Origin of the sequence: Bradyrhizobium sp. BR 1433 (genome assembly GCF_051547665.1) — a bacterium.
Lineage (GTDB): Bacteria > Pseudomonadota > Alphaproteobacteria > Rhizobiales > Xanthobacteraceae > Bradyrhizobium > Bradyrhizobium australafricanum.
The window spans coordinates 6210123-6237028 of record NZ_JBPUGG010000001.1 but is presented as its reverse complement, the minus strand read 5'-3'; the positions used below and the strand labels follow the sequence as shown (position 1 = coordinate 6237028).

23 protein-coding genes and 3 pseudogenes are annotated in these 26906 nt (G+C 65.0%); 10 read left to right on the top strand and 16 right to left on the bottom strand.

From position 1 onward, the window contains the following. Positions 1-4 precede the first annotated feature (4 nt). On the top strand, positions 5-1384 hold the full coding sequence (locus tag ACSKB9_RS30075) for an LLM class flavin-dependent oxidoreductase (RefSeq protein ID WP_438077640.1): 1380 nt from the start codon (positions 5-7) through the stop codon (positions 1382-1384). 217 nt (positions 1385-1601) lie between these two features. Here the strand turns inward: ACSKB9_RS30075 and ACSKB9_RS30070 are convergent, their stop codons facing one another. The 3 genes from ACSKB9_RS30070 to ACSKB9_RS30060 form a co-directional block, all read right to left on the bottom strand. Next, positions 1602-3266: a thiamine pyrophosphate-binding protein gene (locus ACSKB9_RS30070; RefSeq protein WP_438077638.1), complete on the bottom strand. Its 1665-nt coding sequence runs from the start codon at positions 3264-3266 to the stop codon at positions 1602-1604. Positions 3267-3396: 130 nt separating this feature from the next. Beyond that, the gene (locus ACSKB9_RS30065) at positions 3397-3912 is read right to left on the bottom strand and encodes a GFA family protein (protein ID WP_438077636.1); all 516 of its coding nucleotides are present in this window, start codon (positions 3910-3912) and stop codon (positions 3397-3399) included. Positions 3913-3940: 28 nt separating this feature from the next. Then, positions 3941-5002, bottom strand: coding sequence for an alkene reductase (locus ACSKB9_RS30060; RefSeq protein WP_438080463.1), 1062 nt, complete (start codon positions 5000-5002; stop codon positions 3941-3943). 147 nt (positions 5003-5149) lie between these two features. Here ACSKB9_RS30060 and ACSKB9_RS30055 point away from each other — a divergent pair, with 147 nt between their 5' ends. Further along, positions 5150-5557 carry a winged helix-turn-helix domain-containing protein gene (locus tag ACSKB9_RS30055; RefSeq protein ID WP_438080461.1) on the top strand — a complete coding sequence of 136 codons (408 nt, stop codon included), beginning with the start codon at positions 5150-5152 and terminating at the stop codon, positions 5555-5557. Positions 5558-6048: 491 nt separating this feature from the next. On the opposite strand, the pseudogene ACSKB9_RS30050 reads toward ACSKB9_RS30055, so the two are convergent. Continuing rightward, positions 6049-7546, bottom strand: a pseudogene (locus ACSKB9_RS30050) (aldehyde dehydrogenase family protein). A 192-nt stretch (positions 7547-7738) separates the two neighbouring features. On the opposite strand from ACSKB9_RS30050, the pseudogene ACSKB9_RS30045 reads away from it, so the two are divergent. Beyond that, positions 7739-8591 (top strand): annotated as a pseudogene (locus tag ACSKB9_RS30045) (SDR family NAD(P)-dependent oxidoreductase). 184 nt (positions 8592-8775) lie between these two features. On the opposite strand, the gene ACSKB9_RS30040 reads toward ACSKB9_RS30045, so the two are convergent. After that, positions 8776-9156: a hypothetical protein gene (locus ACSKB9_RS30040; RefSeq protein WP_438080459.1), complete on the bottom strand. Its 381-nt coding sequence runs from the start codon at positions 9154-9156 to the stop codon at positions 8776-8778. A gap of 342 nt (positions 9157-9498) precedes the next feature. Here ACSKB9_RS30040 and ACSKB9_RS30035 point away from each other — a divergent pair, with 342 nt between their 5' ends. Beyond that, the gene (locus ACSKB9_RS30035; protein ID WP_438077634.1) at positions 9499-10908 is read left to right on the top strand and encodes an aldehyde dehydrogenase family protein; all 1410 of its coding nucleotides are present in this window, start codon (positions 9499-9501) and stop codon (positions 10906-10908) included. 71 nt (positions 10909-10979) lie between these two features. Next, a complete protein-coding gene (locus tag ACSKB9_RS30030; protein ID WP_438077632.1) occupies positions 10980-11555 on the top strand; it encodes a DUF2478 domain-containing protein in 576 nt (191 codons plus the stop codon). Positions 11556-11832: 277 nt separating this feature from the next. On the opposite strand, the gene ACSKB9_RS30025 is transcribed toward ACSKB9_RS30030, so the two are convergent. From ACSKB9_RS30025 to ACSKB9_RS29990, 8 genes and pseudogenes are all read right to left on the bottom strand, one after another. After that, entirely contained in the window at positions 11833-12039 is a 207-nt protein-coding gene (locus tag ACSKB9_RS30025; RefSeq protein ID WP_438080458.1) for a hypothetical protein, read from the bottom strand. A gap of 82 nt (positions 12040-12121) precedes the next feature. Further along, on the bottom strand, positions 12122-13117 hold the full coding sequence (locus ACSKB9_RS30020; RefSeq protein ID WP_438077631.1) for a hypothetical protein: 996 nt from the start codon (positions 13115-13117) through the stop codon (positions 12122-12124). Continuing rightward, positions 13114-14235 carry a GNAT family N-acetyltransferase gene (locus ACSKB9_RS30015; RefSeq protein ID WP_438077629.1) on the bottom strand — a complete coding sequence of 374 codons (1122 nt, stop codon included), beginning with the start codon at positions 14233-14235 and terminating at the stop codon, positions 13114-13116. Before ACSKB9_RS30015 ends, ACSKB9_RS30020 begins: the two co-directional genes overlap by 4 nt. Then, positions 14232-15432, bottom strand: a pseudogene (locus ACSKB9_RS30010) (hypothetical protein). The gene ACSKB9_RS30015 and the pseudogene ACSKB9_RS30010 overlap by 4 nt, the downstream one beginning before the upstream one ends. Beyond that, the gene (locus ACSKB9_RS30005; RefSeq protein WP_438077627.1) at positions 15429-16304 is read right to left on the bottom strand and encodes a HesA/MoeB/ThiF family protein; all 876 of its coding nucleotides are present in this window, start codon (positions 16302-16304) and stop codon (positions 15429-15431) included. The pseudogene ACSKB9_RS30010 and the gene ACSKB9_RS30005 overlap by 4 nt, the downstream one beginning before the upstream one ends. Then, positions 16301-17368 carry a hypothetical protein gene (locus tag ACSKB9_RS30000; protein ID WP_438077625.1) on the bottom strand — a complete coding sequence of 356 codons (1068 nt, stop codon included), beginning with the start codon at positions 17366-17368 and terminating at the stop codon, positions 16301-16303. The genes ACSKB9_RS30005 and ACSKB9_RS30000 overlap by 4 nt, the downstream gene beginning before the upstream one ends. Before the next feature lie 372 nt (positions 17369-17740). Beyond that, positions 17741-18016, bottom strand: a complete 276-nt coding sequence (locus ACSKB9_RS29995; protein ID WP_310881450.1) for a YiaA/YiaB family inner membrane protein — start codon at positions 18014-18016, stop codon at positions 17741-17743. 83 nt (positions 18017-18099) lie between these two features. Next, a complete protein-coding gene (locus ACSKB9_RS29990) occupies positions 18100-18795 on the bottom strand; it encodes a PspA/IM30 family protein (RefSeq protein WP_438077623.1) in 696 nt (231 codons plus the stop codon). A 113-nt stretch (positions 18796-18908) separates the two neighbouring features. On the opposite strand from ACSKB9_RS29990, the gene ACSKB9_RS29985 reads away from it, so the two are divergent. The 3 genes from ACSKB9_RS29985 (at position 18909) to ACSKB9_RS29975 (ending at position 21389) form a co-directional block, all read left to right on the top strand. Next, on the top strand, positions 18909-19517 hold the full coding sequence (locus ACSKB9_RS29985; RefSeq protein ID WP_050385268.1) for a TetR/AcrR family transcriptional regulator: 609 nt from the start codon (positions 18909-18911) through the stop codon (positions 19515-19517). A gap of 296 nt (positions 19518-19813) precedes the next feature. Further along, positions 19814-20023: a cold-shock protein gene (locus tag ACSKB9_RS29980; protein WP_028341292.1), complete on the top strand. Its 210-nt coding sequence runs from the start codon at positions 19814-19816 to the stop codon at positions 20021-20023. A 232-nt stretch (positions 20024-20255) separates the two neighbouring features. Beyond that, positions 20256-21389 (top strand): acyl-CoA desaturase, encoded by a 1134-nt coding sequence (locus ACSKB9_RS29975; RefSeq protein ID WP_438080456.1) that lies wholly within the window; start codon positions 20256-20258, stop codon positions 21387-21389. Positions 21390-21415: 26 nt separating this feature from the next. Here ACSKB9_RS29975 and ACSKB9_RS29970 read toward each other — a convergent pair whose 3' ends face one another. Further along, on the bottom strand, positions 21416-21787 hold the full coding sequence (locus tag ACSKB9_RS29970) for a cupin domain-containing protein (RefSeq protein WP_438077621.1): 372 nt from the start codon (positions 21785-21787) through the stop codon (positions 21416-21418). A gap of 286 nt (positions 21788-22073) precedes the next feature. Here ACSKB9_RS29970 and ACSKB9_RS29965 point away from each other — a divergent pair, with 286 nt between their 5' ends. Next, a complete protein-coding gene (locus tag ACSKB9_RS29965) occupies positions 22074-22358 on the top strand; it encodes a hypothetical protein (RefSeq protein WP_438077619.1) in 285 nt (94 codons plus the stop codon). 271 nt (positions 22359-22629) lie between these two features. On the opposite strand, the gene ACSKB9_RS29960 is transcribed toward ACSKB9_RS29965, so the two are convergent. Both ACSKB9_RS29960 and ACSKB9_RS29955 read right to left on the bottom strand, forming a co-directional pair. Further along, positions 22630-23454, bottom strand: a complete 825-nt coding sequence (locus ACSKB9_RS29960) for an amino acid kinase family protein (protein WP_438077617.1) — start codon at positions 23452-23454, stop codon at positions 22630-22632. Positions 23455-23468: 14 nt separating this feature from the next. Beyond that, the gene (locus ACSKB9_RS29955) at positions 23469-24281 is read right to left on the bottom strand and encodes an amino acid kinase family protein (RefSeq protein ID WP_168858489.1); all 813 of its coding nucleotides are present in this window, start codon (positions 24279-24281) and stop codon (positions 23469-23471) included. 591 nt (positions 24282-24872) lie between these two features. Here ACSKB9_RS29955 and ACSKB9_RS29950 point away from each other — a divergent pair. Further along, positions 24873-26873: a hypothetical protein gene (locus tag ACSKB9_RS29950; protein ID WP_438077615.1), complete on the top strand. Its 2001-nt coding sequence runs from the start codon at positions 24873-24875 to the stop codon at positions 26871-26873. Positions 26874-26906 lie beyond the last annotated feature (33 nt).

The window sequence follows — 26906 nt, the reverse complement described above, 5'->3', positions numbered from 1 at the left end:
GACAATGACAAAACAAATCCGGCTCAACGCCTTTGCCATGAACTGCGTGGCGCATCAGTCGCCGGGGCTGTGGACCCATCCGCGCGACCGCACCAAGGACTACAACAAGCTGTCCTACTGGATCGATCTGGCGAAGACGCTGGAGCGCGGCCGGTTCGATGGGCTGTTCCTCGCCGACGTGCTCGGCGTCTACGACGTCTATGCCGGCAATCCGGATGCGGCGCTGCGCAACGCGGCGCAGACCCCGGCCAATGAACCGTTGATGCTGATCCCGGCGATGGCCGCGGTGACCGAAAATCTCGGCTTCGGCGTCACCAGCAATCTGTCCTTCGAGCCGCCCTACCCGTTCGCACGGCGGATGTCGACGCTCGACCATCTGACCGGCGGCCGGGTCGGTTGGAACGTGGTGACCGGCTATCTCGATTCCGCCGCGCGCGGCGCCGGCAAGGACAAGCAGACCGCGCATGACGACCGCTACGAGCTCGCCGACGAATATATGGAGCTGGTCTACAAGCTCTGGGAAGGCAGCTGGGAGGACGACGCCGCGATCCGCGACGTCGCGCGCGGCATCTTCACCGATCCAGGCAAGGTGCATCCGGTACAGCATGACGGCAACAACTACCGGCTCAACGCGATCCACCTGTCGGAGCCGTCGCCGCAGCGCACGCCGGTGCTCTACCAGGCCGGCACCTCGCCGCGCGGCCGGCAGTTCGCCGCCGAGCATGCCGAATGCGTGTTCATGTCGGGACCGTCGGCGAAGGTGATCGGCCCGCGGGTGTCGGCGATCCGCGAGCTCGCCGCCGCAAAGGGCCGCAACCCGGCCGAGATCCTGATGTTCTCGATGATGTGCATCGTGGTGGCGCCGACCGAGGCGGAGGCGAAGGCGAAATATGCTGAGTATCGCCGCCATATCAGCTATGAGGGCGCGCTGGCGTTGATGTCGGGCTGGACCGGCGTCGACTTCTCGACCTATTCGCTCGACCAGGAGGTGCGGCATGTGCAGAACGACGCCGGCCGCTCCGCGATGGACAACGTCACCCGCGCCGACCCCGATCGGGTCTGGACCGTGCGCGAGGTCGCCGAGCATGTCGGCATCGGCGGCGCCGGCCCCGTGGTGGTCGGCTCGCCGGAGCAGGTCGCCGACAAGATCGAGCAATGGTTCGAGGACACCGACGTCGACGGCCTCAACGTCGCGTTCGCGATCTCGCCCGGCGATTTCGAGGACATCGCCGACATGCTGGTGCCGGAGCTCGTCAAGCGCGACCGCTACAAGCGCGAGTATGCGAAGGGCACCTTGCGCGAGAAGCTGTTCGGCGCAGGGCGTGCGAGGCTCGATGCGACGCATCCCGCGAGCCGGTATCGGGTGAAGAAGACGACGACGTAGCCACACCGGTCATTGCGAGCGAAGCGAAGCTCCTCGCAATGACCGGGTTACGCACAGCTCACGATCCCGTCATCCTGAGGAGCGCGCTCTTGCGCGCGTCTCGAAGGATCGACGGCCACCGGCCGGGCCGTGCATCCTTCGAGGCTCGCCCAGCGACGCAATTGCGCCGCAAGGCTCGCACCTCAGGATGACGGTGAGACAGCTAGCGCGCGCGCCGTCAGTTCACCGCATTGCTCACCACCACCTCGATCAGCTTCGCACCCGGGCGGCTGAACGCCGACTTCATCACGCTCTTCAGCTCTTGCGGGTCGGTGATCCTGATCGCCTCGAGCCCAAGCGAGCGTGCGACGCCGGTGAAATCGACCGGCGGGTCGATGAAATCCATGCCGACATAGTTGTCGTCGCCGTGGAAGGCGAGCAGGCGCTGCTTGATGATGCGGTAGCCGCCATTGTTGACGATGACGAAGGTCAGCGGCAGCTTGTGATTGGCGGCGGTCCACAGCGACTGGATCGAATACATCGACGAGCCGTCGCCGGAATAGCACACCACCGGGCGCTCTGGATTGGCAAGGCCGACTCCGACCGCGGCCGGCAGGCCCCAGCCGATGCCGCCGGAGGCCAGCGCGTGATAGCCGTAGCGGTCGCGATGCGGCCGCAAGCCGATGATCTGGCGCGACGAGGTCAGGCCCTCGTCCACCAGGATCGCGTCGTCGGGCATCGCCTCCACGACCTGCAGCGCCAGCCAGTCCGGATCGATCGGCGAGGTCTGGCTCGCCTTCGAGATCTGCTCGACCAGCGCCTTGCGCTTCGCCGCCCAGTTCTTCGTCGACAAGGCCGCGAGTCCCTGCCTGGCACGCGTCTCCAGCGCGCCGCCGCCGGCTTCCTTCAGCGCCGGCACCAGCGCGCGCAGTGTTTCCTTGACGTCTGCCTTCACCGCGATCTCGGCGCCATAGTTCCTGGCGAGGTCGCTGTCGACCAGGCCGACCTGCACGATCGAGAGCCCGTCCGGCAGCGGATCGACCTCGCTGTAAACAGACATCCGCAGCGGATCGCCGCCGAGCGCGATCAGCAGATCATGCGGCGCCAGCACGTCGCGGGCAACCTTCTGCAGCCGCGCGATCGCGCCCATGAAGCTCGGGCTTTCGGAGAGGAAGTGCGAACCGTAGGGCGTCGGCGATTGCCAGGCCGGGCAGCCCAGCGTCTCGGCGAGATCGGCCGCCTCGCGCAGCGCATCGCTTTTCACGATCTCGTCGCCGACGACGATCACCGGTCGCTCCGCCTTCAGGATGCGCGCGGCCAGCGCCTTCAGCGAATCCTCCGACGGCCTTACCCGCGTGTCGATCCGGGTGGAGCGGCCGAGCTCGATGCCGGCTTCGGAATTGAGAATGTCGCCGGGCAGCGAGATGAACACCGGCCCGGTCGGCGGCGTGGTCGCGATCTTGGCGGCGCGGCGCACGATGCGCGGCAGGTCTTCGAGCCGCGTCACCTCGACCGCCCATTTCACCAGCGGCGTCGCCATCTGCACCAGCGGACCGTAGAGCACCGGTTCGGTCAGACCATGGCCCTGTTCCTGCTGACCGGCGGTGAGGATCAGCGGCGTGCCGGTGAAGCTCGCATTGTAGAGCGAGCCCATCGCGTTGCCGAGGCCCGGCGCGACATGGACGTTGCAGGCGACCAGCTTGCCGGAGGCACGGCTGAAGCCATCCGCCATCGCTACCACCAGGCTCTCCTGCATCGCCATCACATAGGTGAGATCGGGATGGTCCTTCAGCGCGTGCATGATCGGCAGTTCGGTGGTGCCGGGATTGCCGAACAGATGGGTGACGCCCTCATCCTTCAGCAGCGCCAGAAATGCCGAGCGGCCGGTAATGCGATTTTTCATGTTCCCTCCAGGCCTGTCGGCGCGTTGGCCGACGGGGATCAAGGGAGATGACCAAACTTGCGCGCGAGGGGCAATCGAGCGAGCGGTCATGGCCGCATTCCGCAGGCGCGCGCCTGAGGTGAAGCACTCGCTAGAACATCCCCTCACGCTCGCTGCGCTTCCTCTTTTTCGAGCGCTGCCAGACCACGCCGGGATAGCCCTTCAGCGGCACCAGCGGCTCGCCGGTGTAGGCCCATTCCTGCAGTTCCTCGATCGCGATGTGATAGAGCGGCTGCCGGCCGGTGCGCCCCGAGAACAGCGCGCGCGGGATGTTGACCATGTGCGGCGACCGCGCGCGTTCGTAGATGATGGGCGTGCCGCAATTGGCGCAGAAGCTGCGCGCGGTCTTGCTTTTCGCGTCCTCGTAACGCGACAGCTCGCTTTCGCCTTGCGTGATGCGGAAGCGCTTCTTCCAGCTGCCGACATAGGTCGCATAAACCGCGCCGTGCGCACGACGGCTGGCGGGGCTGTGATCATGCCAGGCCCAACGCGCCGGCACGTCGATCTCGAACCGCACCTTGCCGCACAGGCATTGGCCGGCCGCGGGCTTCGCCAGCGCCACCGGCTTTGGCTTCTTGGTCGGCTCGAACTCGTCGTCCGGAAACATCGGGGTCTCCCATCCGGGCTACGAAGAGTCACGCCTGCGCCAGTTCGTCGTGCACCGGATAATCCGTGTAGCCCTTCTCCTCGCCGGCATAGAAGGTGGCGCGGTTGTGCTTGGTCAAGGGATAGCCGCGCTGCAGACGGCGCGGCAGGTCCGGGTTGGAGATGAAGTAGCGGCCGAACGCGATCGCGTCGGCATGACCTTCGGCGACCGCGCTCTGCGCGCTCTCACTGGTAAAATTGCCGGCCGTGATCAGCGTGCCGCTCCACATCGGGCGATACAGCACCATCGCGGACGGCACGTTCTGCCAGTCGACCTCGGCACGCCCGGTGCCCGAGGCGCGCGGCTCGATGAAATGCAGATAGGCGAGCCCGAGCTTGTCCAGCGCCGTGATGGCGTGGCTGTAGAGCGGCATCGGGTCCGCCTCGCCGCTGCCATTGGCGATGCCGTAGGGCGAGAGCCGGACGCCGACGCGGCTGGCGCCCCAGACCTCGGTCACCGCCTGCGTCACCTCCATCAGGAAGCGGACGCGGTTCTCGATCGAGCCGCCATACCGGTCGGTGCGCAGGTTGCTGCGCGATTGCAGGAACTGCTCGATCAGATAGCCATTGGCGCCGTGAACCTCGACGCCATCGAAGCCGGCGGCGAGCGCGTTTTTCGCGCCTTGCCGGTAGGCCTCGACCATCAGGGCGACCTCGTCGGTCTCGAGCGCGCGCGGCGTCTCGTAATCGACCACCTTGCCGTCCGCGGTCATGCACTTGAACTCGGAGGGGATCGCCACCGCCGACGGCGCCACCGGCAGCGCGCCACCCGGTTGGAACGAGGAATGCGAGACGCGGCCGACGTGCCAGAGCTGCAGGAAGATCAAGCCGCCCTTGGCGTGCACGGCATCCACCACCTCGCGCCAGCCCGCGATCTGGGCCTCGCTGTAGATACCGGGAACACCGGGATTGCCGAAGCCGGTCGCAACCACCGGCGAGGCTTCCGCGATCAGCAAGCCGCCCGGCGTGGCGCGTTGCGCGTAATATTCCGCGTTCATCGGCCGCGGCGCGAGGCTCGGCCGCGCCGCCCGCATCCGCGTCAGCGGCGCCATCACGACGCGATGTTCGAGCTGGTAAGGACCGATCTTGAGCGGAGAGAACAGCGACGAGGAGATTCATGCCTGCCCCAAATATTCTTATGTCATTTCCCGTTACATAACGGGTTCATCTTGTTCATGAAAGCGGGTAGTGGCAATCTGTTGCCACGAGAACAGGTCTTCCCATGTCGAAATCGAGCGCCTCATCGCTCCCCCTCCCTCAGCGTCCGCATCGACCTCGATGCCGAGGACCGGATCGGGCCGGGCAAGATCCTGCTGCTTGAGCGGATCAAGGAATGCGGCTCGATCTCCGCCGCCGGCCGCGCCATGGACATGAGCTACAAGCGCGCCTGGGACCTGGTCGACGAGATCAACCGCATCTGCCGGCAGGCGGCGGTGGAACGGCAGACCGGCGGCAAGAATGGCGGCGGCGCGGTGCTGACCCCGTTCGGCCTCTCCTTGGTGGCACGCTACCGCAAGATCGAGCGCGACGCGGCAAGCGCCGTGCGCAAGGATCTCGAGGCGCTGCGCAGCGACATCGGCAAGCCGAAGAAGGCCGCCGGGCGGTAAACGCAGGAACCGGCGGCCGCAGCAAGGGGCGCTTACGAAAATATCGAAAACAACCCCATGCAAAGGAGCCGGCGACGGCCGGCGTTAGACAACGCGACTTGACGCGCCGGGCAAATCAGGGATATTCTTCTAATATTCCGAAATCATGCGAACGTTGGAGCGAAGGGCTCCCCTCGGCGACACGCCGAGCGTTGAGACCTGTATTCCCTCACCCGGATTGCATCTGGCGATGCAATCCGACCTCTGCCCCGCAGGCGGGAGAGGTGAGAAGCGGCGCCAGGGCGGGATGAGATTAGGTTGAGCTGGAACGGCGTCGAAGGATCACCTCTCCCTTGGGAGAGGTCGATTTGCGTAGCAAATCGGGTGAGGGGTTACGGTCTATCGAGAGAGCAAGAACCCTCACCCGGATTGCTTCGCAATCCGACCTCTCCTCGGCGGGGAGAGGTGATCCGAAACCTTGGCGAGCCAATTCAGCCAAAATTCATCCCGGTCTAGCCGGTCTTGATCCAGACCGCCTTGACGTTGAGATATTCCTCGACGTGCTGCTTGCCGGACTCGCGGCCGTAGCCGCTCATCTTGTAGCCGCCGAACGGCACCGCCGGATCCATCGCCTGGTAGCAATTGACCCAGACCGAACCGGCGCGCAGCGCCTTGGCGATCTGGTGCGCCTTGCTGACATTGGTGGTCCAGACGCCCGAGCCGAGGCCGAAGGTGGTGGCGTTGGCGCGCTTGATCAGCTCGTCCGGATCCCTGAACGAGATCGCCGAGATCACCGGGCCGAAGATCTCCTCCTGCGCGATACGCATGTTGTCCTGCACATTGGCGAACACGGTCGGCTGCACGAAATAGCCCTTCGACAGCGCGCCCTCGGTGAGGCGGCCGCCGCCGGCAAGCGCCTTGGCGCCCTCCTTCTGGCCGATGTCGAGGTAGCCCGAGACGCGGTCCATCTGCTGCTGCGACACCAGGGGACCGATCTGGGTGTTGGGGTCGAGGCCGTTGCCGACCTGCAGCTTCCTGCCGAACTCGGCGACGCGGCCGACGAATTCGTCATAGACCTTCTGCTCGACGAACAGCCGCGTGCCGGCGCTGCAGATCTGGCCGGAATTGGCGAACACCGCCATCGCCGCACCGGGCACCGCGGCGTCGAGATCGGCGTCGGCGAACACGATGTCCGGCGATTTGCCGCCGAGCTCGAGCGAGACGCGCTTGAGGTTGCCGGCCGAGGCGCGGATGATCGCCTGGCCCGTGATGTGCGATCCGGTGAAGGCGACCTTGTCGACATCCGGATGCGAGGCGAGCGCGGCGCCCGCGGTCTCGCCATAACCCGGCACGACGTTGACGACGCCGGGCGGAATGCCGGCCTCCATGCAGAGCTCGCCGATGCGCAGCGAGGTCAGCGGCGATTCCTCGGCCGGCTTCAGCACCACGGTGCAGCCGGTCGCGATCGCGGGGCCGATCTTCCAGATCGAAGCGGTCAGCGGCCCGTTCCAGGGAATGATGGCGCCGACCACGCCGATCGGCTCCTTCAGCGTGTAGGAGAAGATCTCGCCGGGCAGCGAGTTCTCGATGGTCTCGCCATGGATCGCGGTCGCCTGTCCCGCATAGTAGCGCAGCATGCCGAGCGCGCGCAGGCGGTTGCCGCGGGTCCGGCTGATCGGTGCGCCCATGTCGAGCGTGTCGAGCTGGGACAGTTCCTCGAAATTGGCTTCGACGAGTTCGGCGAGCTTGAGCAGCATGTTCTGCCGCTCGAACGGCTTCACCTTGCTCCAGGGGCCTTCGAACGCGCGGCGCGCCGCCGCGACCGCGCGGTTGATGTCCTCGGCATCGCCCTCGGCGACCGACGCGAGCAATTCGCCGGTCGCGGGATTATGCGTTCTCGAATTTCTTGCCGGAGGCGGCGTCGACCCATTTGCCGTCGATCAGCATCTTCTTGTAGGAGCCATCGGCATAAGGATGGCGCGTGATCGGAATAGCCTGCGAAACAGCCATGTTTGCACTCCCTGTAAAATGTCGGCTGAGGTCTTTTGGAAGCGTTATATCCCGAATTCTACAGCGCGAACGCGAAACCGCAAAGCCGAGCCGGCGTTGATCAGGGCGGCACGCACGAAAACCTGTCATGCGCCTGCATGCATGGTACGATAGCGACAAGAACTCAGCCACACATGTGTCCGGAGACCGCAGATGCCCCACCCCGTGATATCAGCCGATCATGTTGCCGTGATCACCGGAGGTGCGTCCGGCATCGGGCTTGCCGCCGCATTGCGGTTCGCGCAGGCCGGCATGAAGGTCTGCATCGCCGACCTCGGCGATGAACGGCTGAAGGATGCTGCGACAAATCTGTCATCTGCGGCGCCGGGCGGCGCTGATGACATCATGACGGCGGCTGTCGACGTCAGCCGCGCCGACGCGGTCGGCAAGCCTGGAGGACGCGGTCGAGAAGAAGTTCGGCGGCACCGACATCCTGATGAACAATGCCGGCATCCAGCCAGGCAGCGCGATGTTCGGGCCCGCGGACAATTGGCAGCGCATCCTTGGCGTCAATTTGTGGGGCGTGATCAACGGCACGCAGGCGTTCGCGCCCAACATGATCAAGCGCGGCCGGCCGGGGCTGATCATCAACACCGGCTCCAAGCAGGGCATCACCACGCCGCCGGGCGATCCCGCCTACAACGTTTCCAAGGCCGGCGTGAAGGCATTCACCGAAGCGCTGCAGCACGAGCTGCGCAACACCGACGGCTGCAAGATCACGGCGCATCTCTTGATCCCGGGTTTTGTCTTCACCGGGCTGACCGCGCGCGGCCGCACCGAGAAGCCGGCCGGCGCCTGGACAGCGGAGCAAACCATCGACTTCATGATCGAACGCCTCGATGCCGGCGACTTCTACATCCTCTGCCCTGACAACGACGTGCCGCGCGCGCTCGACGAACGCCGCATCCTGTGGGCCGCCGGCGACATCGTCGAGAACCGCCCGCCGCTGTCGCGCTGGCATCCGGATTACGGCGACGCATTCGCCGCGTTTGTGAAGGGGAGGTAGGGCCACCCGTCATTGCGAGGAGCGAAGCGACAAAATTGCAAAGCAATTTTGCGCTGAAGCGACGAAGCAATCCATGGCACCGCATACGCCGAAGGATGGATTGCTTCGCGGAGCCTGTCATCCGGCGGCGCTTCGCGCCGACCGGGTGGCTCGCAATGACGTGAAGGCGTCATTGTAGCGCTCTTTAGTTCGCCCGCACCTGCATCCTTGTCACCGGCTGCGCCACCAGCGCCTCGCCGAGCTCGCTCTGCTGGGCGCGCGGAATCGAGAAGCAGACGCTGAAGCCGTCCGACGTCTTGAGCGTCATCATGCCCTGCGCCGGATCGGTCGACTGCTCGATCACCCAGGAATCCAGCGGATAGGCGTAGCGCAAGGTCTGGTCGCCGAAGCGGGTCTGCAGCGCCTTGCTGATCAGCCCGGGCAAGGTCATGACCAGCGCGCCGACCTGGTTGATCGACAGGCGGATGGTTGCGGGCTCGCCCCTGCCGTCCACGAAGCCAAGCGAAATGGCGCAGCCATCGGACGCGACTTCGCAGGTGGTGAGCTCCTGGGTTTCGATCTGCATGCCGGCACTCCGGATCATCGTTATATTCCATTCAATATATCGCGAAGACGACCAGCGTCCAGCTCTTAAAATTATAGCCGCGGCAGCCATCGGCAGAGCCGCGCGCGGCATTCAGAATCTATTGAAGCCTGCGGTGCCCCGATTGACGCCGGGCGGGCAACCGCGAATAAATCGGCACAAACCCAGGCTGATTTTTCTTCGCGATTTTCCAGAGAATTCATTCGGTTCGGCAGTGCCGCGCGCGTGCCCTGAATGGCCGTGGCATCCGCGCCGCAGTCGTGATATACACGTGAATATAGCGTGGTCCGCGAAGGACCCGTTTGACCAGGGAGAGCAAGGCCAATGAGTGATTACAAGCTTCTCATCGACGGCAAGATGGTACCCGGCGACCAGACCATGCCGGTGCTCAATCCGGCGACCGAAGAGGTGGTGGCGCAATGCCCGCGCGCCTCCAGGGACCAGCTTGACAAGGCCGTCGCCGCCGCCAAGGCCGCCTACGCGGCCTGGGCCGCCACGCCGATCGAGGAGCGCCGGAAGCTGATCATCAAGATGGCCGAGGCGATCGAGACCAACGCCAACGAGCTCGCACATATCCTGACCAGCGAACAGGGCAAGCCGCTCGCCGATGCCACCGGCGAGGTGATGGGCATGGCCGGCTTCTTCCGCTATCTCGGCTCGCTCGAACTGCCGATGCGCGTGATCGAGAATTCCGGCGACCGCAAGGTCGAGGCCTATCGCCGTCCGCTCGGCGTGGTCGGCGCGATCATTCCCTGGAACTATCCGCTGCTGATCCTGGCGTTCAAGCTGCCGTCGGCACTGCTCGCCGGCAACACGCTGGTGGTGAAGCCTGCGCCGACCACGCCGCTGGCCTCGCTGCGCTTTGCCGAACTGGTCAAGGACATCCTGCCGAAGGGCGTGCTCAACTTCATCGCCGATGCCAACGATCTCGGCGACCACATGACCAAGCACCCCGACATCCGCAAGATCTCCTTCACCGGCTCGACCGCGACCGGCCAGAAGGTGATGGCGAGCGCATCGCAGACCTTGAAGCGGATCACGCTCGAGCTCGGCGGCAACGATGCCGGCATCGTGCTCGACGACGTCGATCCGAAGAAGGTCGCGCCGGGGATTTTCGAGGGCGCGTTCCAGAACTCGGGCCAGGTCTGCCTCGCCATCAAGCGGCTCTACGTGCACGAGTCGGTCTATGACGAGATCTGCAACGAGTTGGTCGCGATCGCAAAGAACACCGTGGTCGACGACGGCTCCAAGCAGGGCACCAAGCTCGGGCCGCTGCAGAACAAGATGCAGTACGAGAAGGTCAAGGCGTTCCTCGACGACGCCCGCAAGAACGGCAATGTGATCGCCGGCGGCGCCGCGATGGACCGTCCCGGCTATTTCATCGAGCCGACCATCGTGCGCGACATCAAGGAAGGCTCGAAACTGGTCGACGAGGAGCAGTTCGGTCCGGTGCTGCCTGTGATCAAATATTCCGACAAGGATGACGTGATCCGCCGCGCCAACGCGACCACCTACGGCCTCGGCGCATCGGTCTGGTCGTCCGACATCAAGCGCGCGCATGAGATCGCGACCCGGATCGAGGCCGGCACGGTGTGGATCAACAAGCATCTCGACATGGCCCCGAACATTCCGTTCGGCGGCGCCAACCAGTCGGGCATCGGCACCGAATTCGCCGAGGAAGGCCTCGCCGAGTTCACCCAGCTGCAGATCATCAACGGCCCGCCGGCCGCCTGATCCATCGACATGCGACCGCGACGCCTCGGTGCCGCGGTCGCCCCTCTCCTCCATAACGAACAGAGCCCGTCATGTTCGACGCCCAATGCGACCTTGCCGCCCTGGTCTATGACGCCAATGACGATCCCGATGCCGTCCTGCGCGACTTCGCTGCCGATCTGAGAGCACGCGGCGCACGCGTGGTCGGCATGGTGCAATCAGGCCAATGCGCGGATTCCAGCCTGTCGGCCGTGCTGGTGCATAGCGGCGAGACGCTGCTGCTGGCGCAGCCGCCGAGCCGAACTCCTGCGAGTTCCGGTGCCACCGGCTGCAAGCTCGATCTGGCGCGGCTGCAGGCCGCTGGCATCCGCGTCGCCGATGCGCTCGCCGAAGGCGCCGATCTCGTGGTCATCAACCGCTTCGGCAAGCGGGAACGCGACGGCAAGGGCCTCGGCTTCCTGATCGAGCGCGCGCTCGGCGCCGACATTCCCGTCGTGATCGCGGTGTCGCACGCGAGCTTTGCGGACTGGATCAAGTTCGCCGGCGGGATGAGCGTGAAGCTCGCCTGCGACCGCCACGCGCTCGATGCCTGGTGGCACAGCGTCTCGCTACGGACCGCGGCCAGGATCGCGCCGGATCACACCACGGTCTGCGAAGTATTCAAGTAGACCTGCTTCGTAGGACGGATGGAGCGCAGCGATACCCATCATCCCGCCGCGCGGATGCAATTGATGGGTATCGCTTCGCTCCACCCGATCCTGCGCGACCTTTGCAAGCACTATCACCGTCATCCTGAGGAGCGCGCTCTTGCGCGCGTCTCGAAGGATCGACGGCCACCGGCCGGGCCGTGCATCCTTCGAGGCTCGCTCCGCTCGCACCTCAGGATGACGGTACAAGCAGAATCGGAGAATGGGTTAGTTAACCTGTCCTAGGGAACAGCAACGCTCACAGCGTTTCCTGCTTGTGGTCGCAGTTCTTGCAGGTGAACTTGACGCGGGACTGGCCCTTTTCCGCCTGCACCCGGTTCGGCGCACCGCATTTGCCGCAAACGGCCTCGATCCGGGTCGTGCCCTGCTCGATGACCAAGTTCCGCTTTTCCATGGTCTCGCGGATGAGGCGTTCGGCCTCCTCGCGCAGCGATTGCTTCGACATCATCTCCACCGGTCGTTGGTTAGCGGGCGGCGTCATAGCACGACCGCGTGAAGTTTTGACAGCGGGGATTGCAGCTTAATTTTCAGACAATGAGCCGGTCAACCGGCAACCGGAAATGCCGCGGTTTGATCGGTTTTGATGGCCGGCCGATGCGGAACACGTTGACGAGGCGCAGATCGGCGCCGATTTTGCCGAGCTTTCGCAGCCGGTCGTCGAAGTCAGGATGATCGGCCAGCGCCGAAATCGGGCACGCCGCGAAACCGGCGCGATCGATCTCCAGCCAGGCGCGGTAGAAATGCCGTCCGGTCGTGAGTGGATCCTCACCGACGGGACGGCAAAGCAGCACGATCGCCGATGCCGACGCGGTCTTCGCGCCGTCGGCAAGCAACGACGCGGCGAGGCCGAGACGATCGAGCGGCTTGAACAGGCTGCCGAGCACGTAGCGCGCGGCGGTGGCCTCGACCGCATTCATGGCGAGCGCATCACGGTTGAGTCCATCGAGCAGATAGTGCGGATGGCCGGGCGACAGCCGCATCCATGCGAGCAGCTCGGCCCGGTAGTCGTCGCCGCGGACAAAGGAGAATTCGGCCCGATCGGCCCAGCCGGCGATATCAGCAATCGCCCGGCGATCGCCAATGCAGATCACATCGTCGCGCGCGGCAACGAGCTGCGCCAGCGCCGCCGCATCGTCCGGCGATGCCGCAAACTTGCCGCGCCACGACATGCGGCGTGCCACGAGGTCCGCCAGCGGATCGGGCTCGGCTCCTTGCTTGATCGCAAAAGAGCAGAGCACTGCAAACTGCGGCGACAGCGGCTGCTCGAGCGTGGTGATGCCCGTGATTGCGAAGCCACGGCGATTGAGCGCGAGGCTCATGCCCTCCAGCGCCGCGCCGTGCGACACCAGAACGTCATGCCCCGCGGGATCGGCGACCGGCGCGCGGACGCCGGTCGCATCGACCAGCGCCAGCCGCCCGTCGCCGAGCAGGCGCCAGCGGGTCGGCTGGATGTTGTGGACGCTCGGCGCCAGCCGCGCCTCCGCGACCACCTCGCGCAGCAGATCCGGCGTCAGCGCGCTCATGCTGCGGCCAGCCGCTTGGTGAACAGATGCAGCCGGTGCAGCGGCCTTGCGCCGACCTTCTCGACCTGGCGCAGCGACGGACCGTTGATATCGGCGATCCAGGTGCCGCCCAGCGTGCGGTAGCCCGCCTCCTGCAACGCCAGTGCGGTGCGGTAGAGCATCGCGCCGTTGAGGCCGCGATTGTGCAGGTCGCGGCAGACCGACTGATAGATCAGCACCGCGCGCCTGTTCATCACGCGGTGCTGCACGAATTTGAACGGCGCTGACAGCCCGACCCGACCGCCGATCGCCTTGATCAGCGGATTGAGGTCGGGGATCGCGATGATCGCGCCGGCGGGCCGGCCGCGGTGATAGACCACGGTCGAAATACGCTTGTCGATGATCCACATCATGTCGCCGGCCTGGAACAGATATTCGGCGGCTGTCGGCGGCACGAACATCGGATTGTCGGCGAAGCCGTCATTGAGGATCAGCCGCGCGTCCTCCAGCCGCAGCTTGAAGGCGGAACGCTTGATCGGCTGCCAGACGAAATCCGGGTCAGTGAGCACAGCGCGCTGCTTGTCGCCGAGCAATTGCTCCGGCTTGCCGCCGTCGAGCGCGATCTCGAACGTCGTCATCGGGAAGGTCGCGGCGTAGCCGGCGCGTTCGAGATGCTTTGCAATGTGCGGCGGCGACCACATCATGTCGGTGAACGGCGCATGGTCGAAGCCGTCGGTCATCACGCCGATCTGCTGCATCGCCGTGAGATTGAAATTGCCGGCGATGCGGCTCATGCCGCGCGCCGACAGCCATTGCTCGGCGGCGCGCAGCAGCGCATCGGCCACTTCGTCATCGTCGATGCAATCGAAGAAGCCGAATGCACCGTGGCGGGTGCCGTGCTTGCGGTTGGACACGTCGTGAATCGAGGCGGCGATGCGGCCGACCGGCCGCCCATCGCGATGCGCTGAAAATAGCGCATAGCGGCCGTGGCCTTCGGTGACGAACGGATTCTTCGCCGGATCGAACATCCGGTCGAAATCGCCCCACAGCGGCGGCACGTAGAGGCTGTCGGACCCATAGGCATTGAGCGCGGCGTCGAATGCCGCCCTGCGGTCGCCCTCGCGGATCTCTGATGTCATTTGGCCTCCGGGGTCAACGCCAGCAGCCGGCGCACCAGCGCCAGCGCGGTTTCAGTGGCGGGGTCGGCCGCGGTGACGGGCACCGCGAGCACGATCAGGTCGAGCGGATCGTGTCCGAGCACGATGACATGGGAGGCGTTGTTGGCTGCGATCAGCGAGACCATGCGCTCGGCGGCCGGGTCGGTCGGCGCCAGTCCCCACGGCGCGTCGGACCGCCGCAGCACGCGCCGTGTCGACAGGAAGTCGTGCAGCAGCGGCGGATCGTAGAGCGCAAGCTCGTTCTCGCGGAAGCGCCGCGCGCTTTCGAAGATCGGGTGCCGCGCCAGCTCGGCGATCAACTGCTCGCGGGTCTGCGCCGGCGATGCCGCGACCGAATTGAGCACGCCCGGCTCCTGCGATTCGAACAGCGCCCGCAGCGCGTCCGTCATCAACCCGATGGTCAGGACGCCGGCGATCGCAACCGCGACGAAGCGAACCATCTGCGCGGCGTCGACGTCGGGCGCCATGAAGGCAGCGGCGAGCCCCAAGAGGCCCGAAGAGATCAGCCGCAGCGCCATCATCGCAAGGCCGTGCCGGCGCGTCTCGGCGCCGCCGCCGGCGATCAGCATCACGGTCACCGTGAGCAGCGCGCCCAGCGCGCCGAGCCGCACAGGGATATCGGGAAACAGCGTGCGGAAGTCGGTCAGGATGAACGGGATCACGACCAGCGCGCCGACCGCCATGCGGCCGATGCTGCGGTTCTCCGCAGCCATCAGCGCGGCGCGATCGCGCGTTGCCAACAGCAACGCACAAGTGGCGAAACCCAAGAGCTGGAATAGCGCCAGCGCGATCGCGTAAGGCATCGCCAGCCGTTGCAGCCCGAACAGGCCGCCGAGCCGCAAGCAGGATGCCGCCCGCGAGCGCCGCGATCTTGACCGGGCGCGGCGCGTGGCGCCGCAAAATGCCTTCGGTGACGATCAGGGCGCCGAGCGGGACCAGCGAGGCCGGGATCACCGAGAGGCGGTCGAGCAGACGGCTTCCGGTCCACCAGGCAAGGCCGCGGTCGAGGAATAGGATCGCGATCACGCCGAGCGCGAGCAGCAGGCGGCGCGTCAACGGGCTCCTTGGATCGCGCCGGTAGAACGTCATCATCGCCACGGCGAGCCCGATGGCGCCGCACAGATTGACGATGGAATCGGCGATCACCCCGGAGGTCATTTGCCGCCCGTCAGGTCATCGATGGCCCGCCGCACCAGCGGACGCATCAGGGCGGCGACCAGCGCATTGCGCGGCTTCTCGATCGCGGGCCGGTGCGGGTTGAGGAACCAGCCGCGGCAATCGGTGCCCGAGGTGCGGCCGAGGATCAGCGCGACCGCCTCATAGGCCATCAGCATGCCGGTCGAGATCACCATCGGCGCAAACGACATCCGGCTGCGGCGGCCGGCGGCGACTTCGCCGGCGATGGCGAGGTCGACATAGTTGCGCGACGAGGAATGCAGCATCACGTGCTCGATCTCGGCGCGCATCGCGGCGCGGCGGTCGTCCTCGGTGATATCGGTCCAGGCCTTGCCAAGGGTCGGAAAGCCGAGGCGCTGCTCGGGCCGCGGATCGTGCGGGCGCACCACGATCACCGACGGCAGCGGCGACATGTAGGCGTCGATCACGGTTGCATCGGCGCGCTTCGCGGTCCGGTACAGATGAACGCCGGCGGCGATATCGTCCATGCCGTTGACGATGACCGGGCACTGCGCGGCGATCCCGGCCAGCTCGCTAGTCCAGTTCTCGCCAAGGACCTCGATCTCGATGGTCGGGTTGATGCGTCTTGCGGCTTCGGCGGCGACCGCCGCCTTCTCGCGCCCGACCTCGTCGGCGAAAGCGAACACCTGGCGGTTGAGATTGGAGACCTCGAAGCGGTCGATGTCGGCGATCACGAATTTGCCGACGCCGGCGCGCGCCAGCGCCATGAAGGCCGCGCCGCCCATGCCGCCGACGCCGCAGACGAACACCCGCGCCTGACGCAGCAGCTGCTGCTCGTGCTCGTCGATGAAGCCGATATTGCGGCCGGTGAAGGAGTAGTAGTCGAAATTCATCGCGCGGCCCCGCCATCCTGCTTGCGCGGACGCAGCGTGCCGAAGCCGCGGCCGTCGTCCATCCAATAGACCACCGGCAGCACCAGCCGCTGCAGCGCCAGCATCGCGGACGCCGCGAGCAGCGACGGCAGCGAGCCCGAGGGCACCTCGCTCATGAGATAGCGGCGTGCGCCGGCAAGATCGACACGGCCGAGCTGCAGCACGTCGTCGCCGCGGCCGTAATCCAGCTCGCGCGCGCAGAACTCGTTGTAGATTGTGTTGCGATGTTTCGGGGCGATCTCGAAGGTCTTCTTCAGCGCGTCCGAGCCGCCGGTATAGGCGTTGGTGATGACCGAGCGCGCCTCGTCGAAGCCGGCCTCCTCGCCGACGCCGAACACCGCGCGATGCCTTGCCATGATGCCGCGCGCCAGCTGCAGATGCGCAAAGCTCTGCCGCGCGCCCGGCAGCGGCGACGGGTAGACGTCCGAGAATGTATCGCTGACCATGCCGACCACCGCCGGCACCTGGGTGACGTTGGAAATCCATTTCGGCCGCAGTCCGTCGCGGGCAAACAGCACCAGCGCGGTCAGGCCGTAGAGCACCCAGGACAGCCCCTGCCCGCGCACGTCGGGATCGACCATGACGAGGCCGAGATGGGTGACCTCGGCCGGCTCGCCGTCGAGCGGCACGTCCATCACCGACAGCGCGTTGAAGGCGATCGGCCGCCCGGTGTCTTCCTCGGAGATCAGCGTGACGACGGCGCGCGACAGCCGCTCGGGTTCGCCGGAGAAGATGCCATAGGTCAGGCTCTCCTCGGGCAGCGTCTTGGCGGCGACGATGCGCAGCTGCTCGACCAGCGCGTCGAGCTCGTCCCTCGGCAGCGACAGACCGGGCAATTCGACGATGCGGGTGCGCTGCCCGGCCTGGGTGCGCAAGCTGAGATCGATGGTCGGCTGCGACAGCGCCTTCAGCCAGAAGCCGCCATGGCTGCGCAGACCGTCGAAGGCGGCGCGCGCCTTGCCAAGATGCTTGCCAAGGCTCTTGGTGCCGCGCGAAGCCGGCGTGGGATTGTCCGTGGACGCCATTTCTCTGTCCCTCGGGCCGATCTCTGCACTCGCCCTTGTTAAGGAGCCATGAGCGCAACCTGACGCTGTTTGCCGCACGGTAAACAAGGCCTTCCGGAAACGGAACAAGTTGGTGGCAAGAGGCAGGTAGCCTCATTGCGAGCGAGGCTCGTGGCTGAAGAGTGCCAGCTCCTTCACCGTCACCCTGAGGAGCGCGGAACGCGCGTCTCGAAGGGCGACGGCCACCAGCCGGGCCGTGCATCCTTCGAGGCTCGCCGAAGAGGCTCGCACCTCAGGATGACGGGACTGCCAAGTCTAGCAGCCGATCCGCGCAAAGCGTCTTAGGCAAAAGCGGCGAGTGCGAAACACCCGCCGCTTCATCCTGGCTCCGGCTCACCCGGCCTTGGAGACCTCCATCAGCAGGCGCTCCGCCTTGGCGTCCTCGATGCGGTTCACGAACTTGCTGCTCTCGTAATTGTCGCGCACCGTCTTGGTGAGCGTGACGCAGGTCTGGATCAGCATCACGATGCCCATCGTGAGATAGCCCTTCATCCAGAGGTCGATCGGCAGGAAGAACACGCCGACGGCGACGAGGAAGGCGGAGGCTGCAAAGGACGCGTAAGTGAAGGTAACCCAGCTGCCGCTGTGGGGTTGGACGGTCTGGTTCATGGTGGTCTCCTTGATGATAGATGGTTTGAAATTGACTTGGTTTCAGACTTGAAGTTCAGGCTTGAGGTTTCAGGCTTGGGATTTCAGGTTGCTGGCGGGCGCCTGGCTTTCAGCCGCGCCAGCACGTCGTCGGCGGTCGATTTCATGCGCGGGCCAAAACCCTGCTCGGCGAGCTTCTCGGCGGTGGCTGATGGCCCCGCGGCGGCGTCGATCTCGATCAACGCCTCGTCGGCGGCCTGGATCTCCATCTGCCGCTCGCGCAGCCGCTTCAGCGTCGCCTCCGCTTCCGGCAGCGTCGACTCGTAGGGGCGCGCCGCCTCGATGCCGCTCCGGCGCAGCGAACGCACCGCTTCCGATGCGCGGGCGAGGCGCCGGCCGCGGTCGAGCTCGGCGATGCGCGCCTCGGCGGTGCCGACATGGCGCTTCAGCCGGGTGATCTCGGAGGCGAACAGCGCGCGTGCGGTCATCGCGGCATCGCGCTCGGCTTCGAGATTGGCGATCGCCTGCGCGGCTTCGCGGGCGAGGTCTTCCCGGCCGCCCTCGAGTGCCGCCGACGCGCGCTGTTCGAGATCGGCGATCCGGGCGTTGGTGGCGTCGAGCCGCCGGCCCTCCTGCTGGTCCCCGGCGATCGCCAGCGCCAGGGTCCGCTTCGAGCGGTCGACGGCGGCGGCGGCATCGCGCATCTGCTGATCGAGGATGACCAGCGCGGTGCGGTCTTGAAGCTCCTCTTCGGCCACCGCAACGGTGCCGCGGAAAAGAGTGAAAACAGTTTTGAACATTTCATCGCTCCCTGTTATGAGCATCGCTGCATGAATCTCTTGTACCACATAATGAGCATTGCTCAAGAATTATTTGAGCAACGCTCAAGACAATGGTTAACGAAGGATCAAAGATGTCCAAGGCATTGGAACGACGTGCAAAACTGCGGGAAGCGCTGATCGAGGCGGCGGAACGGGCGATTGCGGCAAAGGGTCTCGGTGGCCTGAAAACCCGCGAACTGGCCCAGGAAATCGGGGTCGCCAATGGCGGCGTCTACAATCTGGTCGAGGATGTCGACGAGCTGATCCTGCGCGTCGGCTCGCGCACGCTGGCGCGGCTCGATGCGTCGCTGTCGCTGGCCGAGATCGGCGGGGCTGCCGCGCCGCGCGAGATGCTGGTGCGGATCGCGGTCGCCTATTGCGATTTCGCCGCCGACAATCTCGAACTGTGGCGCGCGCTGTTCGAGCACCGCATGCAGCCCGGCAAGCCGGTGCCGGAATGGGCGATCACCGAGCAGATGGAATTGTTCCGCCACATCTACAAGCCGCTCGCCGCGCTGTTTCCGCAGCGTTCGCCGGCGCAGCTCGGCGTCACCGCGCGCAGCCTGTTCTCCGCCGTGCATGGCATGGTCGCGCTCGGGCTGGAGCACAAGCTGATCGCGGTGCCGATCGGCGCATTGCGCAGCGAGATCGCCACCTTGACGCGCGCGATGGTCGACGGGCTGACGGCGAAGAAGGAATAGGCCGCGTGCCCCAAACCGCACGATGTCCCCCGCCATGCGGTCGGCAAAGTTGCCGCAGAGCGCCGTGAATTGCAGCTGTTGCCCCAGGGGGACGCAGCGGCCGAGGTCAGAAAGGGGGAAAGCCACTTGCGGAATGACCGAACCGTAGCTATTTACCGCGGATCGAGTTTCGGCCGAACGACTTGGCCTCGCCGCTGATAGCGTGCCTGACTGACGACCCTCACCCCCTGAACTTCGAATTCGCCTGCTGCGCTCGTGAGTGCGGCTCCAAACACGCATCTATAGGACGATTTTCCATGAGCATGGGAACTGTGAAGTGGTTCAACAGCCAGAAGGGTTTCGGCTTCATTCAGCCGGACCAGGGAGGCCAGGACGTTTTCGTTCATATCAGCGCAGTCGAACGCGCCGGCATGAGCACCCTCAACGAGGGACAGAAGGTCTCTTTTGAGATCGTTGCAGACCGCCGGACCGGCAAATCTGCTGCGGACAATCTGCGCGCGGTGTAAGCTGCGACAATCGGCCATGATGCTTTGACCCCGGATGAACTGGCAAAGCCTCTGGTTACGCGACCCCGCGACCGGTCACCCGGCCGCGGGGTTCTCTTTGTCAACACCGCGCGCAATGCCCGCCAGGACCAGGACTTGAACCGTCCGCCGGCGAAACGGCCTGCGCATCGAAGCAGCTGAGGTCGCGAGCGTGTCCACCAATATCGATCCAGCTCGGCAGCACGACGACATCATGTACCCGCAGGTCCTCCCGTTTCTGCTGGTCCACGCAGGGTGTCTGGCGGCGATCTGGACGGGCGTCTCATGGCAAGCGATTGCAATTTGCGTCGCCCTATACTGGCTGCGCATGTTTGCGATCACCGCCGGCTATCATCGGTACTTCTCGCATCGGGCTTATTCAACAAGCCGGGCGTTTCAATTCATCCTCGCATTCCTCGCCCAAAGCAGCGCTCAGAAAAGCGTCCTTTGGTGGGCCGCGAAACATCGACATCACCATCTTCATTCGGATACCGAGCAAGATGTGCATTCGCCTGGGCATAAGGGCTTCGTGTACAGTCATCTCGGGTGGATTTTTTATCGACGGCACGATGCAACTGATCTGACGAAAGTTGCGGATTTTGCCTCGTATCCGGAGTTGATGTGGCTTCACAGATTGGAGGTCTTGCCGGCGATCGTGGTCGCAGGTCTGTGCTTCCTCATCGCCGGATGGCCCGGGCTCGTGGTCGGTTTCTTCTGGAGCACCGTGCTGCTGTATCACGCCACGTTTTGCATCAACTCCCTCGCGCATGTTCACGGGCGCAAGCGGTACGTTACGGGCGATGACTCCCGCAACAATTGGCTGCTGGCTCTGTTTACGATGGGTGAGGGTTGGCACAACAATCATCACGCCTACCAAAGCAGTGCGCGGCAAGGCTTCCGGTGGTGGGAGATCGATGTGACCTATTATGTTTTGGTGACTTTGTCCTTGCTCGGTATTGTCTGGGATCTGAAGGCGCCGCCCACGCTGGTTCTCCGCAACGAGCAGCGCTTGGGATCGCGTGCGATAAAGCGAACGGCTGAACAACTCGCTGGTCGCTTCAATCCCGAGTACATCGCGCAGGCCATCAAATCGTCGGTCCACGAAACCGGATTGTCGGTGCGGGAAGCGCTTGCTCTGTTACAGCATCGCGCCGACTTGCATCTGCCCAGCATACCAACGCGCGACCGGTTGTTGGCTGAAGCCCAGGCCATGTTCGCGAAGACGAGTTCGTTGGACGATATTGTCGACCGTGCGCATGAACTCCTGGTGGAGTCGGTTTGCCTCCTGCTCGCGGTTCCACCTCGGATGGCCGGCGCAAACCCGAAACCTCAGGTGAGCCAACCGTAACATTTTGCCTTGGCCTTTTCCCAACCTCACGGCTCCATCGTGTAGGCGCGCCCGGGTTCGAGCGCGTAGATGGTCAGGAAGCGCAGCGGCCGGTCCGGGTCGCAATTGCGAAACAGCGTGTGCGGAACGTCGGGTCGATCCTGCAAGGTCTCGCCCACCCGATACTGGCGCGGCGCCTCGTCGCCATAGGCCAACTCGGCCATGCCTTCGACGATGAAGATCACGCCGCCGACCGGATGCCGATGCAGCGGGGCGACCCCGCCGGGCGGATAGGTCACCTCGGCAACGACAAGCTCGCGATCATCGCCGGGCAAAGCGAGACGCTCAAGGGTCCTGCGGGTGACGCCGGCGAATCCGGCTTGTTGAGCTTTTGCCTGACCGTCGCTGCTTTCAGCCATTGGAACCCCTTCTTGACGCGTGAGCCTCCGTCCCGAACCGGGCTGCAGTGACTATGGGGGCGCTTCAGAGACGCAACAAGCGCCCAAGCATGTCGCGCGGGCCAGGCGAAGCCCTTGCCACCCCTGCTCCCACGTTGCAGGATTCCTGCGAGAACCTTCAGCAGTGGGCCTTGCATGAAAACGAGTATCGTCACGACGCGGGCGTCGGGGATCGCCGCCCTGGCGCTCATCTTTGCATTAAATGTCACGCCGGGCATCTTCGGCGCAGCCCGTGCCGGAATGCTCGATGTCGATGACATTGGCGGATTGGGGCGAGAATTCGAGCGGCGATATCGACGTCGCCTCGGGCCGAAGCTGCCAGATCCCGATCGGGATCCGCGGCACGGTGACGGACTCCGCGATCTCGCAGAAGCCGGCCTACGGCAAGCTGAAGAAGATCAACGCGTCGACCTTCGAATACAAGGCGAAGGCCAAGTACAAGGGCAGCGATACGTTTGCCATCAAGGCGACGGGCCAGGGGCCGAAGGCATCCGGCACCTCGATCATCACGGTGCGCGCGACGATCAAGTAGTCCCTCGATCGCGCGCTGAAAAGACCGACTAGATTAGTTCGAATGGCGTTGTGCTCCCTCTCCCCGTTCTTACGGGAAGAGGGTTGGCGTGAGGGGCTGCCTCCGCGCATACGGTGATAGGTGCGTCCGCGGAGACTCCCCCTCACCCGGAATGCATCTATCGATGTATCATAGCCGAAGCTCCGCTTCGGCGTTCTTGAGAACGGCCGCCGAAGGCGGCCTATGCCTCTCCCCGCACGCGGGGCGAGGTGAACGGAGTCCGCTGCTCGTATCAGGCCGGCCGCGCGCCGGTGCGGATGATCGATCCGACATGCTGGCCGCGCAGCGCCGCCGCGAGCCGGCCGGGAACGAGGCCGTTCACGACCTGCACCCGCTCGATATGCCGCGCATTGGCCATCACCTCGAGCAGCGCGGGATCGAACGGCAGCGTGCCCTTCAGCTTCGCAAGGTCGGCGAGGCTGGCCTCGCGCAGCAGCTGCGCCTTCTTCCCCTGGGGACCATTCGGATCGTCGGTGTAGACGCCGTCGACATCCTCGACGATCGTCAGCCCGGCGGCGCCGAGTGCATCGGCAATCAGGAACGCACCGGTATCGGCGCGATGCAACGGGATGCGCGAGACCGGGAATTCATGATGGTGATAGGGCGGAAACGCGCTGCCCACCACCGCACGGGCCGCGGAGAGATGGATCGCGAGCTGGCTCGCGATGGTCGGATGCTCGATGTAGGACACGCCCTCCGGCGCGAGCAGGCAGGCCAGGATATGGCCGTTCTGGCCGGCCTCGCTGGCAGCGAGCGGCGCGAGCGAGCCGACCGGCAGGCCGAGATCGAGGCCGACGCTGTAGAGATGGCGGGCGCGGATGCCGGCGCCGGTGAGGATCAGCAGGCGGTGCTCGGGCAACAGCGCGCGCAGCTCGTCGACGATCGGCAGGATCGCTTCATGGCCGCGATCCATGATGGAGCGGCCGCCGATCTTCACCACCTGCACCCAGGGCAGCAGCGGGATCGGGCGCCCGCCGGCAACGGGACGGGTGAGATCGCTGTCGAGCAGGGTCTGGCGCGCGAGCGGCGAGGCGACGTGCTTGATGGTGTCATCCATGGTCGTGTCCCTGCTCAGTTCGCGGTGATGATGGTGCCGACATGCTCGCCCGCAAGCGCGCGGGTGAGGTTGCCGGGGACGAGGCCGTTGACGACCTGCACCTGCCGGACATGGCGCGCGGTGGCGAGCAGATCGAGCACCGGGAATTCGAGGATCGAATCCTGCAATCCCTTGGCTTTCATCTCGGCGACCGAGATCTTCGGGATGAAGGTCGCGCCCTTCGAGGTCTTGGGGTTTGCGGTGTAGAGACCGTTTTCGTCCTTCACATAGATCATCGCCTTGCAGCCGAACTGTTCGGCGACCAGGAAGCATCCGGCGTCGGTGCGATAGGGCGGGATCATGCCCTCGGGTGCCGGCCGCATCCAGAGGCCGTAAGGCGGCATGCCGCTGAAGATCACGGCGTTCACCTCGGCGAGATAAAGCGGCACGGCCGAAAGCCCGGCGCCACTGACCGCGGAGATGCCGTGCCTGGCGAGCAGCTGGCCCAGCATCACCGCGTTCTGGTCGGCGACCGAGGCGCCGAGCTGCGACAGCACGCCGGCCGGCAGCCGCAGCCCGGCCGCGATCGAATAGAGGTGCCGGGCGCGAGTGCCCGCGCCGGTCCCGATCAGCAACTTGTGCGCCTTGCGGGCCGCGACGATCTCATCGACCAGCGGGTAGACGGCGGCGCGGCCGCGGTCGATCACGCTCTGCCCGCCGATCTTGATCACGGTGGCATCCGGCAGAATCCGGAAGTCCGATGCCGCCTCCGCCGTCGCCAGCAGCTGCGGATCGGTCAACGATCGCTGCATCAGGAGCGCTTCAAGCTCCGCGGTCGTGTTCGCCATGAGAACGTTCCTTATCTCCAATGCGCCGGGCATTGCTGCCGGACTGCACTGGTAGCGGCAAGCCGGGCAGTCCTCAAGATGCAACGACAATAAGCCACGCTGATGTCCTAACCTCCCGCAATGACGCAACTATTCCGGGCACGCGCTAGCCGCGATCTGGCGCAGCGACCATCGCTTCGCGATTCACAACTGCGCCGGCGTACGACGGTCGAGGAGCGATTGCCGCCAGCACAGCGTGGACCGGCACTGGCCGAAGGTGCTGCAGAAGGCAAACGGACCAAAAAGCAAAGCGTCAGCCCCACCGCGTTCCTGTCAAAGAATTGCGGCGTCAGCGAGCACGTCGCGAATCTCGACGTAAGGTTCGATGGCGGCGTCCGGGCATTTTGCCGCAGCCCTCTTGGCCAGTACAGGTGATGCCTGTCACAGACGTCACATCCCAATTCTGCAATGCTGACCTGATATTGCTGAGTTTTGGAATGCTCTCGACGCAATGACGCTGGCGGGACCAGCCCGCTCTACGAGGGCAAAGTTGATTGCGCTGCACCTTGGAAATTAGCCGGTGTCGACCGGCCCGCCACGAGGAAGCAAACCATGGCCAATACCGCACCGGTCGTCACGATTGGTAACCACAGCCTGTTGTACAATCAGTGGCAAAAAATACAGCCATGGCTCACTTATGCCGACTCCGACGGCAACCCCGCGCAGAAGTTTCAGTTCTGGGACGGCGGCACGTCCGCATCCAGCGGCTATTTCTGGACTTCCACCAACAGCCATTGGGCTGCCAACACGACGATCGAAGTTGCGGCGTCCGACCTGTCCGATGTGTGGGTGCGTGCCGGTGCGGTCGGCGGCACTGAGACACTGTGGGTGCGCGCCTTCGACGGCACCGATTGGGGTAACTGGACGTCTTTCACGCTCACGACGATTCCAAATACGGCTCCGGTCGTCACCGTCCCCGACGTGCAGCTGCACACCAATACATGGACGCAAGCCCAGAACTGGCTGACTTACTCCGATGCCAACGGAGATGCAGCCACAAAATACCAGTTCTGGGACGCCGGCACCGCCGCAACCAGCGCCTATTTCTGGACTTCCGCCAGTGACCATTGGGCTGCCAACACGACGATCGAAGTTTCGGCCGCCGACCTGGCCGATGTCTGGATCAAGGGCGGCTCGACAACCGGTTCCGAGACGATGTGGGTCAGAGCGTTCGACGGAACGGACTGGAGCAACTGGGACAGCTTCACGCTGACGTCGACCAATACCCCGCCCGTCGTGACGGCCAGCGATCATTCCATGCACGTCGATCAATGGATTACCGTGAGCAACTGGCTGAGCTACTCCGATGCCAATGGGGATCCAGCCACCAAATACCAGTTCTTTGACGCCGGCACCGCCGCAACCAGTGCCTATTTCTGGACACCCGACAATTCCCACTGGGCTGCCAGCACGACGATCGACGTTTCGGCTGCTGACCTCGCCAATGTCTGGATCCATGGCGGCTCGACAACCGGTTCCGAGACGATGTGGGTCAGAGCATTCGACGGAACGGAGTGGAGCGCCTGGGACACATTCGCCGTGACGTCGACGCCAAACACGGCGCCGGTCGCGACCATCAACGACCAGTCACTGCACGTCAATCAATGGACCAAGCCGGGGGGCTGGCTCGCTACCAGCGATGCCGAAGGTGACACGATCACCAAGTACCAGTTCTGGGACGGCGGCGCGGGCGCGACCAGCGCCTATTTCTGGACACCCGACAATTCCCACTGGGCTGCCAACACGACGATCGACGTTTCGGCATCCGATCTGGCCAATCTGTGGATTCAAGGCGGCTCGACAACCGGTTCGGAGACGATGTGGGTAAGGGCATTCGACGGTACCGCCTGGAGCAATTGGGACAGCTTTAATCTGACGTCGACCAATACGGCGCCGACCGCGACGATCAACGATCATACGCTGAACGCTGCGCAGTGGGCGCAGCTCGTCAACTGGACGACAGCATCCGACGCCGATGGCGATGCAATCACCAAATACCAGTTCTGGGACGGCGGCACGGCTGCGAACAGCGCCTATTTCTGGACGCCCGACAATTCACATTGGGCGGCCAGCACGGCCATCGACGTTTCAGCGTCCGATCTGGCCAACATTTGGGTGCGAGGCGGCACCGCCGGTGGGACCGACACCATGTATGTGCGCGCGTTCGACGGTACGGCCTGGAGCGCCTGGGACAGCTTTGTCCTGACCAGCCTGCCGAACCACGCCCCCGCCGCCTCGATCAGCGATCAGACCTTGCACGTCAACGAGTGGAGCCAGATCAGCAACCTGTTGTCCTATTCCGACACCGACGGCAATGCCGCGACCGGGTATCAGTTCTGGGACGGCGGCACAGGCGCCAACAGCGGCTATTTCTGGACCTCTGCAAATTCCCATTGGGCGGCCGGCAGCGCGATCGACGTCAGCGCCGCAGACCTCGATGATATCTGGATGCGTGGTGGCGCCACCACCGGCACCGAAACGATGTATGTGCGCGCGTATGATGGCATTGACTGGGGTGCGTGGCACGCGTTCACGCTATCGACCATCGTCTAGCTGCCCCGGCGTGACGTCGTGGACACGCACCGG